This window comes from Paracoccus sp. (in: a-proteobacteria), from assembly GCF_030538495.1.
GTDB lineage: Bacteria > Pseudomonadota > Alphaproteobacteria > Rhodobacterales > Rhodobacteraceae > Paracoccus.
The window spans coordinates 202,255-217,146 of sequence record NZ_JAUNTW010000004.1 but is presented as its reverse complement, the minus strand read 5'-3'; the positions used below and the strand labels follow the sequence as shown (position 1 = coordinate 217,146).

9 protein-coding genes are annotated in these 14,892 nt (G+C 58.4%); all 9 read left to right on the top strand.

Annotated elements, in window-relative coordinates; all coding sequences use genetic code 11:
* Positions 1-796: 796 nt before the first annotated feature.
* On the top strand, positions 797-1,264 hold the full coding sequence (locus tag Q4G20_RS05540) for a hypothetical protein (protein WP_303342384.1): 468 nt from the start codon (positions 797-799) through the stop codon (positions 1,262-1,264).
* Positions 1,265-1,274: 10 nt separating this feature from the next.
* Positions 1,275-2,885: a hypothetical protein gene (locus Q4G20_RS05535; RefSeq protein ID WP_303342383.1), complete on the top strand. Its 1,611-nt coding sequence runs from the start codon at positions 1,275-1,277 to the stop codon at positions 2,883-2,885.
* A 157-nt stretch (positions 2,886-3,042) separates the two neighbouring features.
* Positions 3,043-3,351 carry a hypothetical protein gene (locus tag Q4G20_RS05530; protein WP_303342382.1) on the top strand — a complete coding sequence of 103 codons (309 nt, stop codon included), beginning with the start codon at positions 3,043-3,045 and terminating at the stop codon, positions 3,349-3,351.
* 15 nt (positions 3,352-3,366) lie between these two features.
* Positions 3,367-5,163, top strand: a complete 1,797-nt coding sequence (locus Q4G20_RS05525; RefSeq protein WP_303342381.1) for a hypothetical protein — start codon at positions 3,367-3,369, stop codon at positions 5,161-5,163.
* The gene (locus tag Q4G20_RS05520; protein ID WP_303342380.1) at positions 5,164-7,056 is read left to right on the top strand and encodes a lytic transglycosylase domain-containing protein; all 1,893 of its coding nucleotides are present in this window, start codon (positions 5,164-5,166) and stop codon (positions 7,054-7,056) included. It abuts the gene before it with no gap.
* A gap of 9 nt (positions 7,057-7,065) precedes the next feature.
* Positions 7,066-12,204, top strand: coding sequence for a hypothetical protein (locus tag Q4G20_RS05515; protein ID WP_303342379.1), 5,139 nt, complete (start codon positions 7,066-7,068; stop codon positions 12,202-12,204).
* A 58-nt stretch (positions 12,205-12,262) separates the two neighbouring features.
* The gene (locus tag Q4G20_RS05510) at positions 12,263-12,604 is read left to right on the top strand and encodes a hypothetical protein (protein ID WP_303342378.1); all 342 of its coding nucleotides are present in this window, start codon (positions 12,263-12,265) and stop codon (positions 12,602-12,604) included.
* On the top strand, positions 12,605-13,321 hold the full coding sequence (locus Q4G20_RS05505) for a hypothetical protein (RefSeq protein ID WP_303342377.1): 717 nt from the start codon (positions 12,605-12,607) through the stop codon (positions 13,319-13,321).
* A complete protein-coding gene (locus tag Q4G20_RS05500) occupies positions 13,293-14,885 on the top strand; it encodes a hypothetical protein (protein ID WP_303342376.1) in 1,593 nt (530 codons plus the stop codon). Before Q4G20_RS05505 ends, Q4G20_RS05500 begins: the two co-directional genes overlap by 29 nt.
* The last annotated feature ends 7 nt before the right edge of the window (positions 14,886-14,892 follow it).

Here is a 14,892-nt window from a genome sequence, read left to right as displayed (position 1 = left end):
CAGGTGGCGGTGATCTGTCGACCAACCGAACCCTGTCCGTGGACGGAACTGTGGTTCGAAATTCCCGCACCATCAACGCAGGCTCTGGCTTGTCAGGTGGCGGTGATCTGTCGACCAACCGAACCCTGTCCGTGGACGGAACTGTGGTCCGAAATTCCCGCACCATCAACACCGGACTGGGCCTGTCCGGGGGCGGGAACATGGCTGCCGACCGCACCATCAGCCTAGACTTGGGCAGTCTGCCCTACAGCGCCGAACCCCCAGCTACATCTGCGCGCATAGTCGCCCTGTCTGGTGCCGATAACGCCACCGCTGTCCGCATCCCGCCTAGCGCCCTACGCGCCCTAGCCAGTGTGCCCCCGACAACCACCACCATCACCGCAGGCAGCGGCCTGTCAGGCGGGGGCGACCTGTCGTCCAACCGCACGATCAGCCTTGGGACACCGACAGCGATCACCGCAACCAGCACCAACAGCGTGTCTGAGACCGGTCACACGCATAGCCTGTCGTCGTTCGCCGTCCGAACGCTACTGTCAGAGGCAGATCAGGGTCTGGTGGGGACATATGTCCTCGCGGCTACAAACCTAGCCGACTACTCTGTTTCCGCGTTTGGGGACGTGGTGGCCGGGTCTCATCTCCGCCCCGCGTGTGTCGCAGGTGTTTCTTATTCAGATGCGAAGCCACTTTCCGGATCGTGGAGATGCATGGGGAATTCCAGAAACGCAGCCGGGTGGTCTAATTTCGGGGGAGGTGGACGCACCTCTGAAACAACACTTTGGCTAAGGATTGCTTAAGGATGACTTCAGAGTTCAAAACCGCACACTACTCGTCAAAAACGCACACGCACATTGACCTTGAGCTAGATCACCCGGAGTTCGGCTGGATACCCCTCACGATCACCGAAGACGAATATCCCGATCTATGGCGTGAGGTTGTAGCCCAGCCTGTCGGTCCCTACATTCCCGCGCCTGTGCCTGTCCCCGACGCAATCAGCTTCCGGCAACTTGTCGGGATGCTTCGCATCCTTCATTGGATCAGTCCAAAGGAATCTGAAGACTGGTTCTTCGAGGGTATACTGCCCGACCCCGTGTTTGCGATGCTCAGTCAGATCGAAGACCCCGATCAGCATTTTCTGGCAACCACTGCCGCCGTCCGCCCATCGTCCGTCGACCGAACCAACCCGCTGGTCCTACAGTTAGCCCAGCTTCAGGGAAAGACGGACGCAGATATGGACGCATTTTTCACCGAGGCGGCTAAGCTCTAAAGGAACCAAAATGGTTAACATCCCCGTCCGTGAGTTAGGACTAAAAGGCGTCGTCACCGACCGCGCCGCCCCCGACTTACCCTTGGGGGTGTTTGCTGAAGCGCGTAATGTATCTTTTAACGGGTCCGGTGTTTCGCGCTCGCCTGTGTTCAAACCGCCGGTCTTGTCAGTCAGTCATACAGCCTATCCCGTGCTTGCCACTGACGACTCAGAAAGTCGATCCAACAAGTCAGTGACTGTTTTGTATCAAGACGGCGCGATGAAGCGGATCAAAGCCGGGGCGGTGCATGACGTGTCCCCAGCGACCAAACACCCGGTCGTCGGCGTTCCCATAGCCACGCGCGTCGGAAACGTATCCTATGTAAACACGCAGTCTGGTCCACCGCTTTCGCTTGCAGGCGCTGAGTCACGCTACTCGGTCATTCCCGGATGGCAGACGAACGAATCGACAGCAGCCCTGAGACACTACAGGGATTTTCTTGTCGCCCTTAACGTAACAAAGACCGCCACAGCTTATCCAAGCATGGTCAAGTGGTCTGACGCCATTCAGTCCGGCGTCCGGCCTCGCTGGGATACAGCCGAAACGAACTCACTCGCTGGCGAAACCGTCCTGAATTGTGACGGACAGCTAGTCGATGGCCTGACGCTGGGCGACCACTTCATCATCTATGGGACCAACGAGGTGTGGCGTATGGGATATGTTGGTGGGAGCTTCGTGTTCACCTTTGAGCGTCTGTTCAGTGACTTGCCGATCATGTCCCAGAACTGTGTGGCCGAAGTCCAACACTACCACTACGTCTTCGGGGAGTCGGATATTATCAAGACGGACGGTGTGTCTTATGAGTCCGTAGCCGCAGGACGCATCCGCCATCGTGTATTTTCGCGGGTTGACTACAATCAACGCCACCTCTGCCGGGTCTTCAGCAACCCCAGCCAGTCAGAGGTTATCTTCGCCTACCCGACCGCCACAGACGCAGCTTTTGACCACGACGGGCGTGGGTGTAACGAAGCTGCGGTTTACAACTACGAGTCCGACACGTGGTCCTTCATTGACCTTCCCAACGTCACCAGTGGCGCTTCCGTGAGTCACCCTGAAGGCGTGTCCGACAAGGCCGTGACGTGGGACGGGCTGGCTAATTGGAACCAGCTATCACAGCGTTGGAACTTTGCGTCAAACGTCGCGTCGTCTTTGATGCTAACCGCCGCAGGGGACAGCGCAAAGACGGGCCGTGGAGTTTTCTTCTATGACCCAGAAAATGGGGGCGCGGTTTCCAACGATGCGGACCAAGCCTTGATCTGGCCTGCGTCCTGTAGCCTCCTGATGGCAGATTTTGACGAACTAGGCGTTGCACTTCATGACACCAAACTCTTGCGGTCACTAGTCTTGCAGATCGCTAACCCAGACGCCTTGGGGGCTGTTGGTGTGCAGACGACAGCGCAGGCCCTTCCCGCGCTGCCCGCAGAGTGGGGGCCTGTCTCGTCCTTTGATCCGGTTGCAACATCGCGTTTGAACTTCAGGACCAACGGGCGTTACGTCTCGATCCGGTTCACGTTCCCAGAAGGCTCGTCGTGCAGGCTCTCTGGGTTCGACGTTGACCTTGTGGTGCTGGCGCGTCGATGACGTTCAAACCCACAACGGAACTCACCCCGAACCGACCCGCACCGCCCCCTCGACTTGGGCAGGACGGCAGACGCCTCGAAGACGAGTTATCAAGACTCCGGCGACAGGTGGATCAGCTAACAGCCGCCCTGACCGAGGTGGTGGAGTATCTGAAGAAATGACCGATCACGTCCTGTCGTTCGACTTTGGGCCTGACTACACGGTTGATCTTGAGTTCCTCTGGTTCGGCGTCGTGCTGCATACAACAACCAAGGTCCCGTTCACAAAGCGGGTCCTTGAGTCATATCGAAGGGACTTGCGGCTGATCGCGTCGTCACTGTCCGTCCCTGTCTTCGCTTTCCAGACCGAAAGCCACGACCCTAAAAAAAGAAAGTTCATCCAAAGGCTAGGCTTCAGGCTCGACCACATGCGGACAACCGCAGAAGGGGAGTGGGCAGAAATGTTCCGGTATCTGCCTTTGGACTAATCCAAAGGAGATCCTATGGGTGGCCTATTCAAGCCCACTAAAAAGACAACGACCAGTGAGTCAAAACCGTGGGAACCACAGCAGGACTACCTGAAGCAAGGCTTTAGCCACGCGCAGCAGGGCTATGAGCAGGCATTGAAAGGTCTGAACAGCATCGGCAACCCCACTGCGGGCCTGAACCAAGGCCAGCTAGCAGCCATACAGCAAGGGTGGTCTGGGGGTCTTGACGCTTCACGGTCAGGGGGCCTGATGAGCCAGACGGGGGCTAACCTGTTTGGACAGGCTGACGCAGCGCAGACCTCTCTAGGCCGGGCAAACTCTGCCATCAGCGGCGTCACCCAATCGGCCAGTAACGCGGCGCAAGCACAGCGCGGCCATGCAAGGTCCCTCTCGGGCGGTGCGGGTCAGATGCAAACCATCGCCAAACAGATGGGCAATAGCGGCCACCAAGCGACTAGCCGGTTAGCTAATCAAGCCGCTGCCGGGTTCGGGTCTGCGCAGGGGGCTATCAAGCAGATGCAGGGCATCACTACCCAAGGGCAGACGCAGGCTCAAAAGGCCACGGACGGTCTGGCCGCAGCGCAGGAGGCGGGTCTGAATAACGCGCTGTCCGGGGCGGGTCAGCTTTCAGGACTTACGGCGTCAGGGTCCACTCAGGCCGGTGCCACAGCATCAGACCTCCAGCGTCAGATCGGCACGGGTTACGGACAGGCGCAGGCTAATGGGAACACCATCTTAGGGGGGGCGTCCCATCTGTTTGGTGATGGGTCTGCTCAGGGTATCCTCAGCGACGCCCAGCTTCTGTCAAACAATCCATACCTGAACGACCAGATCAACTCCGCCGTCCGCACCGTCAACGAGGGGTTCCGTGGAACTCAGGCCGAAATCAATGCGGCGGCTTCGGGCGCAGGCGGCATGAACTCGACCCGCGCGGCACTCATGGAGTCCAAGGCCCACGAAAACGCTTTGCGACAGGCCGGGGACATTTCGTCCACCATGCGGTCCAACGCTTATCAGCAGGGCCTTGGGACGGCCTTAGGGAACAAACAGGCGAATAACGCGGTGCTTGGGACTGCGCTCAACGCCGCCGGTTTCCTGCAAGACAGCAACGCGCGGGCGTTCGATCAGACACTAGCCCGTGGTGGCTTTGAGCAGGCTGCGAATAACCAAGCGTTCAACCAGACGGCAGCAAATGTCGGGATGCTTAACGAAAGCTACGCGCGTAACTTCGACCAGACGCAAACGAAGGCAGGCTTTGAGCAGGCTGCGAATAACCAAGCGTTCAACCAGACGGCGAATAGCACAGCGTTCGGTCAAGACGCCCACGCTCGTTTGTTTGACCAAACGGTGTCAGGAAATGCTCTCCTACAGCAGTCCTTGGGAAACCAGCTTAACGGTCTGAACAGCGCGTCAGCCGCCCGACAAGCTGCGGCATCTGCCGACGCCGCCGCCGGTAACTTCGCGGTTCAAGGTCAGCAGTCTGCCCTTCAGGGCTTCCAGAACAACGCCACGCTTCAGGCGCAACTCGCACAGTTGGGCCAGAGCATGGCGCAGGGTGGGCAGGCTATGTCCCAGACAGGCTCCCAAGCGGCATTGGACTTCGCCTCTGTCCTCCAAGCGCAGCAGCAGAATGAGATCAACAATCGACTCGCCTTAAGCCAGCAGCAGCAGGCAATTGCGCAGCAATACATGGCAACAATCGGCGGCAATTACGGCGGCACGTCAACACAAACTGTCCCCGGTCAGTCACCCTTCCAAACGATTGTCGGAGCCATCCCGACCATCGCGGGAGCTATGAAAGGATTCGGGTAAATGCCCTTCAAATCAGTAGCAGATCGTTACGCCAACCAATACGGCGTCGATCCCACCCTGTTCCGCTCCTTGGTCAACCAAGAGTCACGCTGGGACCCCAACGCCAAGAGTCCCGTGGGGGCCTTGGGTCTAGGCCAAGTCATGCCGGACACGGCCCGACAGCCGGGGTTTGGCGTGTCCCCTCTGACCAACCCCCTAGACCCTGAGGACAACCTCCGCTTCAGTGCGCAATATATGTCCGCCTTGCAGAACCGGTATCCGGGGGACATAAACCGCGCGCTGGCTGCCTATAATTGGGGAGTGGGCAACGCAGACAAGTGGGACGGGGACCTAGGGTCACTTCCCACAGAAACCCGTGATTACGTCCAGAAGATCGCTGGAGGCGGGAACCCGGCGGGCGCGAACTCCTTTGGACCCGTCCAAGGCACGTCCTTTACGCCCTCGACGTCCTATGACAGCGGGGCGTTTTCAGGGATGATTGACCAACAGTTCCCTGCCCCGCCGCAGGACGAACCTTCCGCCATGGGCCGCTGGCTGAACGATAAGGCCCCGTGGCTTACCAACGACCGGGCTGAATCGTTACTGGCGCTGGGGACGGGCATCCTGTCGGGTGACGATTGGGCGTCTGGTTTGGCAGCGGCGGGTCAGAACATGGCCGGGGTCCTGTCTCAGCGTAAGCAGAACGAACGGCAGGACATCAAGGACCGCCAAGCTGCCCACATGGAAGCGGCAAGGGCTGAGCGGGACCATGCGTTCCGTATGGAACAGACCCAATTCACGAATGGTCTCAGCAGCGCTGCCCTTGGTCAACGGCGCACCCCGGCTGGTCCGGTCCAAATGCCTGACGGCTCTATCCGTGGCGATCTTTTCTACACGGCTGATGGTCGGATCGTTGACTCTGGCGGGCAAGAACTACCCCCTGAGATTGCCTCACAGATTGTCCAAGTGACTCGCTCTAATGCCGGTGGCGACAAGGCAATGCCGGGTCCCGCCAACATGGTGAAGATGCGAGAGGACCTTGAGACCGGGCGCAACAACATTCAGTCAATTCACTCTATCCTTGAGTATCTTGATGGCGACCCAACTATGGGTGCGGGCCGCTTGTGGCAAGACTTACAGTCAATGCAGAAGACGATCAGGGGTGTTGATCTAAACGACCCTGAGGTTCAGCGTAAGGTGGCCCAAGGTGACATTGAAAGCCTTATTGGCGGCTTCCGCCTTCAAGTTGTTGGTCCCGGTGTTATGACCGAACAAGACGCCCTGCGGGTTCTCGCTGCTATTGGTGGCGACCTAAATGGGTATCTCCAACACCCTGACGTTCTTAGGGAACGTCTTGGCATCCTGCTGGAACGATCCGTTAACTCTTACCGGTCCCTTCACGGTCAGTATTCTGGTCAGCGTCAGGCGTGGCCGCAGCTTCAATGGTTTGACCATGAGGCTCCCTTTGACGCAGACGGTAATATCATTCCCCGAGGTAAACGGGGTCCCGGACATGACGCCCCGGCGACCTTCACGAACCAAGGGTCAGCATCCTCCGGGACGCAGGCTAGTCCGGTGGGAAGCGGTTTGTCTAATGAGGAGTGGAAGGCGCTGCCTCAAGCAACACGCGACCGCGTATCGCGCGCCTTATCAGACCAGCAGCCGTCTGCCCCTGCATTGGACTCGTCTAACAGTGTCCCGCACAGCACACCCCTGCATGTCCCTCCAGATGGCACTGCATACACCCGTCAGCAGTGGCAATCGCTTAGCTTAGACACAAGGCGGCAAATCTGGTCAGACCACTTGACTGCAAACGCTCCGCCTCCCGCACTGAGTCAACCCGCTGGTGCGTTGTCAGACCCTCCAGAAGAAGCTCCTAAACGAAAAGGCTGGTTTAGCTGGGGCAGTAACTAAGGAAAAAGAATGGCCACTCTTGAAGAAATCCTCGCTGAGGCTAAGGCAGAAGCGAGTCAAATCCTGAAGAAAAAAGCCGGTCCCATTGACGAGTCCATCAGCGGCCCCTTCAACGGCTGGGGTGCTGCGTTCAAGCAAGGCATCGACCAACCCGCCGAACGCATGGCCGACACCGCCGCCGCCTACGGCCTGCCGGGCGAACAAACCCTGCGCGGTCTGGTCGAGGCCACGCCCGGTTATGACTCGGCATCAGGACGCTTCATGAACGGCGACGGTCCCCTCGGCTTCGGCTGGGAATACCTGCCTAAAGCAGGGGCTGAACAGCTAGGCAACCTCGCTGGCGCTGCGCTGATGCGATCAGGTGGCGCTGCCGTTGGCACGGCTGTGGGCGGCCCCATCGGCGGGATCGTCGGGGGCGTCGCGGCCCCTGTGATCTTTGAGGGCGCACAGGTCGCCGGTCCTACCGCTATGGCCCGCGCTCAAAATGACGGACGCGAAGACCTGACCACAGGCGACCGGCTGGCAGGTCTGGGGACAGCCGCCGCCTCTGGCGCGCTGAATACCATCCCTCTGGGACGCAAAGGCGCTCTCCGGCGGGCCGGTAGTGAAGGCGGCACCGAGGCAGGCCAAAGCGTCGTCCAGCAGACAGGCGAGACGCTGGGAACCGAATCCGGCTTCCATCTGGACATGAAGGAGGCCGTCGGTGAGGGCATCATGGGTGTCGGCACTATGGCGTCGATGGACGCTGTGGCGGTCCCTGCTAAACGTGGTGTTAACGTCGTCACTGGACAGCCGGGAACCTTGTTCTCCCGTGTTGACAACGACGGATACGACCACCACGATCAAGCCCTGCGTGATCGCATCCGCGACAACCAAAACACGGACGACCAGATCGCCAAAGTCAACACCACGGACAGTCAGGACAGCGCGCAGGGTCTGGCTAAGGGGGTTCTCAAGGACCTCCGGGAAGAAGCCAAAATCCTTGCGATGCGCCTGCGTAAGGACGCCAAAGACCCCGCCCTTGAGGCACAACTTGCGTCTCTTGAGGCCGACCTTACCGACGGCCCTGCCGATAGGTTCGCCCATTCGGTTGATGCTTTAACCTCTGTGGTGAACACCGCATTAGGCCAGTCGGGTAACATGAAGTCCGCTGTATCCGACCGCGCCATCCAGCGTATCGGTGAGTCCTTCCCCGGAAACCCTGACGCTTACCGCCTGATGGACGTCTTGACGCAAACTCAGCGTTTGACCCAATTCACCGACGCCAAAGGCGATCTGGGCGGTCTGAACCAATGGACTCGTCTCCTTGACCCCTTCGACGGACGGTCGGGGATTGGGCGTATGGGCATCCCGCTTCACGGTCTGGCTGGACCTGCGGGCGTCGGCACATTCGCGGGTGGGGTGGCGGTCAACCGCACCGCCCGCTTTCTGGACAACCTGACCAACCGCCGCAGCCGACTGAAGCGGTATGTGGAATCGGTCGAACACGCCACCACAAAGGGTCTGATCCCTCCGCGTGATACCTCAGAAATGGACGCGCTGATCGAAAAGGCCCGCGCCGCACAGGCTATGCGTGATGGTCCCTTGGACCCATCCAACGGACAGCCTGATGGCACCCCGCCGCGCGATCCCCAAGGTCCACAGCATAGTCTTGCTTGGCAGGCCACTGAAAGCATGTTCCGCAATGACCGAACGGACCTCCACAACGATTACGAGAAAGGCCACCGCAAGTGGGAACTAGCCACGGGTAAAGGCCCTCGGACAATCTATAACGAACTCACCAAGATGGAGTCTGAGGGGCTGATCCCACATGGGACGGCTGTTCGGTTCCGCGCGGATATTAAATCGTTCACCAAGAACGACAACGAGGAGGCTGTTCACCTACAGGCTATGATCCGTGACAGGATCAACCCCGGCCATTCCTACAACAAGGCACTGGCTGCGGATTTAGCCAAAAGCCCTGAGGCCATCCTGAAGAAACTGGATGCATCTAAGACAGGGATTAACAACAACCGAGGGACCCAGAAAGCCCGCGAAGGCGCACGACAGGCCCAAAACACAGTAGCGGCGATTGAGGCCCGGAAAGACCACCTAGACCACCACGCCTACGACGCGCTGATGGCCTTGAAGAACGCCATCGACCGCCCAGACATGACGGACGCAGACCGACACGAGCTTGTGACAAACACCCTTGGTCGTCTATTCCCGAACCCGGCGGATTACAGCCATTGGGCCAAGGAGTTCTCCGGTCTGGTTCGGGTCGGCAACGATTACCGCATCCAACGCGAAGACGCCGACCCTAAGGCTGATCCAAAGGAGCGTAAACTCAGCGCCCGCAAGAAGGCTGTAAAGGCCCAGAACGAAACCGGCAAGATGACGGTCAAAGAGTTCATGGAGCGTCACCACGCCAACCTGAACGCCGCGCCCGCAAGCTGGGACGCGAACGGTCAGGGGTCGTTTGATCTGCAAGGAGGAAGCAACAAGCCCTATGAGTATGTTCGCCCGGTCGATGAAATCCTGAAGGACCTCGAGGCCCGTGCGAAGGAACGTGAAGCCGACCCCGATCAGCTTGAGTTCGGCTTTGACGCAGACCCGGCGACCAAGGCCGTGGCGCAGGATGAGCCTAAGGTTGGCCCACAGCCTAAGAAAGGAAACCGCAACAGTCTTAAGAACATGGTTGACGACCGTATCGACGCTTTCGCAGATGCAAAGGCGTTGGCCGAAACCTATGGCGACCTCCTGAGTGACCGCATGTCCCAACTGGACAAGTCCCCTTCGGGCCGGGTTGAGGCGCTGTTCTATGAACTGGCTACGGAGCGTCTTTCGGTCAACATGCTGGCGGACGCCTTCATCAAGAAACACGTGCCTGAAGGAAACGTCCAGTCTCGCGCAGACGCCCTCCAGACCGTCATGGGGGTTCTAACGTCGTGGGCCAATCAAGGCGTTATTAAGCTGATCCAACCGGCCCGTGGCGGCGACGTGATGAAGTCCGATGGGAAGGTTATCACAGACGCCAAGAAGAAGGCCCTGAGAACCCTTAAGGTCCAAATCCTCGATCCCGACCTTAACCGCGCTGTTCAAGCCGCACAGGCAATCCGCATGGTTGGGCGTATGGCGTCCCCGGATGGTCCAGAAGCCCCCTTCACTGTCGATAACCCGCAGGTTGGGCGTCACAAAGCCTTTAAGAAACCCACGGAGGTCAACGACACGCATCAGCCGATCTTGAACGCGATCAACGGCCTGCAAGAGCGGCCCATCGCCTATTCCTCGGCTATGCTTCGTCAGATCGAGGCGGCGCTGAACGGGGGGCGTCCGGGGGTTCTTAAGGATTGGTTGCGGCCTGTGGTCGATGAGGGGAAGAAGAAAGGGGACAAGTCCACTACCAAGCCTAAACCGAAACACGACGAATCCCCTCTGCGGGCGTTGTCTCAAATCCTGTATCTTCATGGAAAGGATGGCGAACGCAGCCACCTGACGACACATCAGGCATGGAGCGTTGACGACCGTGGGCGTCTTTATGCAGGCCACGGGTCGGCCAGTTCCCAAGGGGGCGATCTGATGAAGGGTCTAGTCAAGACAGATCAGCGTTACCCGACGGGTGGGCCTTCAGGTCTTAACTACATGCTCCACTCCTTTGGCAACCTCTTAGGCGTCGATAAGAAATCCCCGTATGACCGCCGCGCAGCGATCTTCGAGGGGGACACTATTTCACGTCTGATCCATTGGGCAGCCAACCCAACCGGTCGGGATATACTGACCGACCGGGGCGGTAAGACCACCCGTCTGGGTGAAATCGTAGGGAACGCTGAAGGGCCGTTCCAAGCCCTTGGCGTAGCGAACGAGGTGGCCTCAATGGCGGCATGGGCGAAAGCCCGTCACCGTGAAAAGGCCAAGACTATGGGGCCATCAGCTTTGCTTCAAGACCCTGAGGTTCAGGCTGACATTGCCCAAAGCTACACGACCGATTGGGTTGTTCAGTTGGACGGGTCGAACAACGCCTTGCAGTTGTCCGGTCTTCTGACTGGATCGCTGCCTGAACTTGAGGCGACGGGTTTGAGTCCGCGTGATCCAAACGCTGATCCAGACCGAACGGCAGCGCCTGACGCCTACCTTGATTCAGGGCTGAGGGTGGCCCAACGGGTCCCGGAGCTTCTGGAACTGGACCTGCCCAACAGCCTTCTCCGCAAGGTGTTCAAGAAGGCTGTCGGGACGCGCCAATATGATACGTCGCCCCAGACCCGCACTAAATCCTTCCAAGCGGCCTTGGAGGAAATAGCCGACGGCGCTTCCTTGTGGGGCGTGGGGAAAACCGCAGGTCTTATGCAAATCCCCCGCGCCCGCGAAGCTGCCCTTCTGTCGCCCGAAGGTCTGCAACTGTCGATTGCCAAATACGACAGTGACGGCGAATACGTCTCTGACGATATTCGACGCTGGCGCGTGGTCAAAGATGACGGCAAGTGGTTCGTGGAGACGGACGACACCAAGAAGGGCGGGCGGTGGAAGCGGAAAAGCATCTGTGGTTTTGGAAACTCCGACGCTGCGGTCATTTCTGTTCAAGACTCTGAGTTCTTCGGGCGTCTCGAACGCGAAACCGTCCGTGACTTCGCCCGGTCTTACCCCGGCGCGTCACAGTTCCTGCAATTCTCGCAAAGTCTGACCAAAATCCTGAAGGATCATCCGTCCATCAAGGTTCCCTTGCCCGATGGTGCTGTTCTGGAATGGAAGCCGAAGGAGACGCCGACCTTTGAAGGTCACATGGTCCCCTTTGAGGGCCGTGAGGTCTATCTCGGCATCAACACAGGCGAGACCAAGAAAAGCAGCCGGGGGTTCGGGGCCTTCGCCATTCACGCGATGGATGCCTATGTGGCGCGGGAATCCCACCGCCGCATGTCTGAAGACGGTGACCTGAAGATCATGAACCTGATCCATGACTCCTTCGGGTTCCATCCAGCGCAAGCCGAAAAGGGCCAAGCGACGGTTCTGGAAGTGATGCAGGAACTCGGTAATGGGGATTACAACTACTTCGTTGAAATCCTGATCGCCAACGGCATCGACCCGGAAGTCTTCGAGTCTATGGGTGGTGTTCTGCCCGAACGCAAAGCCGTAGAACCGAAACCGGCTTCCATGCTACCAACCGCTGTAAGTTAACGAAACGTCCCGTCCCTTGGATCAGTCTAAGGGACGGGCTCAAAGAAAGGACCACACCATGAGTGCATCTGATCGAATTAACGCACTGGACCGTGAACTGTGGCAGATCATCACGGGCCACCCGGAAGACCCTTCAGGCGGCCATCACCCCGAATACGAACGGATCGCAATCCTGACGGAGGGGGTCCGGGCGTTCGAGTTTGGTCTGATGGACATTGACCAACTTTGGAAACTCTTTTTCAACTATGGTCCCTCCGAGTTCAGTATTATTGATTGGGTATCTGATCGGGTCGATGAGGGCGTCTATGAAGAACGGGCGCTGGAACCCCACGAACCCGAAGAACCCGAAGACCTCGGCCCTAACGTCATCCCCATGCCACCCCGCCCGCGAGACTTCTAAATGACCTCCCCGATCACCCCTGAAGTTTGCACCCGCACGGGACGCTTGCTGACCGAGTGGTTCGAATATCCCCACCTAGAGGACGAGGACATTAAGGCCCGGATCATGGAGGAGGCTGGGATCGACTTTTGGCCCCACCTTAACCCCCAAGCCCCACCCTCTGAAGAACAACACTTAGCCAACACCCTGACCGGCAAGCTGGCAGGGTTCAAGGCCCGCAAATGGAGATATGGAATGTCCCGGCAGGAAGTGGCGGCACGGTTGAATGAAGCCACAAAAATGGTTGATCCGGGGAACTATAAGTTCCTCGATGACGCCACCCGCGAACGCACGGGACTTGAAGTCAACCCTTTGTGGCTGATGGAGTGCCTCGTCCGGTCTGGTGCTTTGAACCCCAAGGAACAGGTCACGGCCCTGAAAGAACTGGCCCAATACACCCATTCCAAAGCCGCAACCGTCAACCACAACATCAACGCAAACGCCCCGGAAGACTGGCTTTTGGAACTCGCCAAGGACGAATACAAAGTCATCGACGCTGAGTCCTTCCAGCCGAAAACCCCACGCGAACGCGGTATGGGCAGGGACTACGAGCATAAGCGCGCAAAGAACCTGAAAATCATGTCCAGCGTTCAGAACTACATGGAAGCAGGTCTGGCCGAAATGGAGGCGGAATTAGGAGACTTCGACTTTGACCTTAACCTTGGAGAAGAATCGTGACGCAGTTTTAGCCGTCCGCCGCCGCCTCCGAGACGACTTCGACTATTACTGCCGACACGCCCTGAAGATCAGAACCAAACGCGCCCAGATCGTTCCCTTTAGTCTGAACCACGCCCAGCGTGAGTTAGACCGTGCCATCCGCGACCAGATCGCCGCCACAGGCCGCGTCCGCATCATCATCCTGAAGGCCCGTCAGCAGGGTCTGTCCACAGGCGTTGGCGGCAGGTTGTATCAACGAGTTTCCCAGAACACGGCCAAGAAAGCCATCGTTGTGACCCACAAGTCGGACTCAACGACCGCTCTGTTCAACATGACGAAGCGGTTCTTTGAGAACACCCCGGCCATCCTGAAGCCATCCACCAGCTATTCATCCAAAAAGGAGATTGTCTTTGATAAACTGGATTCCTCTTACATGGTGGCTACTGCCGGAGGTGACGGCATCGCGCGCGGTGAAACGATCACCCACGCCCACCTTTCTGAGTTGGCTTTTTGGAAAGAGTCGTCAGCCCGCGAAAACCTGAACGGTCTTTTGCAATCCATCCCCGACGCGGACGATACAGAAATCTATATTGAGTCCACGGCCAACGGCGTAACCGGACCTTTCTATGAAATGTGGAAGGGCGCTGTCGATGGGACCAACGGTTACTACCCGCTGTTCATCCCGTGGTTCCTCGATCCTGAATACCGCACAAAGCCGCCCGATGGTTTCGAGAGGACCCCCGAAGAACACACACTGGCCACACGCTTCGACCTTGACGACGCCCAGCTTTACTGGCGTCGGCGTAAGATCGCGCAGAACGGCCCGGACCTGTTTAAGCAGGAGTATCCGGCGGTTCCTGAAGAAGCCTTCCTGACGACGGGTCGGCCTGTGTTTGATCCTGAAGCCCTGACCAAACGGGCCGACCTTTTGACTGGTCCAAAGCACCGCATGGCGCTGGAGCTATCGGAGTTCCGTCCACACCCCGTTGGGGAGCTTCTGCTTTACGACGAGATCGACCCCGGCGGGACTTACTACATCGGCGCGGACGTGGCGATGGGCGTCCGGGGCGGTGACTACTCAGTCGCGCAGGTCTTGGACGAACGGAAACGTCAGGTCGCTGTCTGGCGTGGTCACGTCCACCCCGACTACTTCGCAGAGGTTCTGTATCGTCTGGGGACACTGTTCAACAACGCAAAGATCGCCGTCGAGAGCAACAACCACGGTCTTCTGACGGTCGGGATGCTGTATAAGGTCTGGGCGTATCCCAATGTCTTCACCCACGTCACCGAAGACAAGATTGACGATCTGGACACCCCGCAATTGGGCTTCAGGACGGACTCAAAGACCAAGCCCCTTATCATTGACGACCTCAGGGCATCTCTCCGCAAAGGCGAGGTCGAGCTGAACGACAAAACGACGATCAGCGAAATGCTCACCTATGTCGTCAAGGAAAGCGGAAAGCTGGAGGCCGAGGAGGGCTGTCACGATGACTGCGTTATGTCCTTGGCTATTGTGAACCACATCCACGATGGCGTCTGGAACCCGATCACCAACACTGAGGCATATTACCTCGAAGCTATCTAGGAGAGCT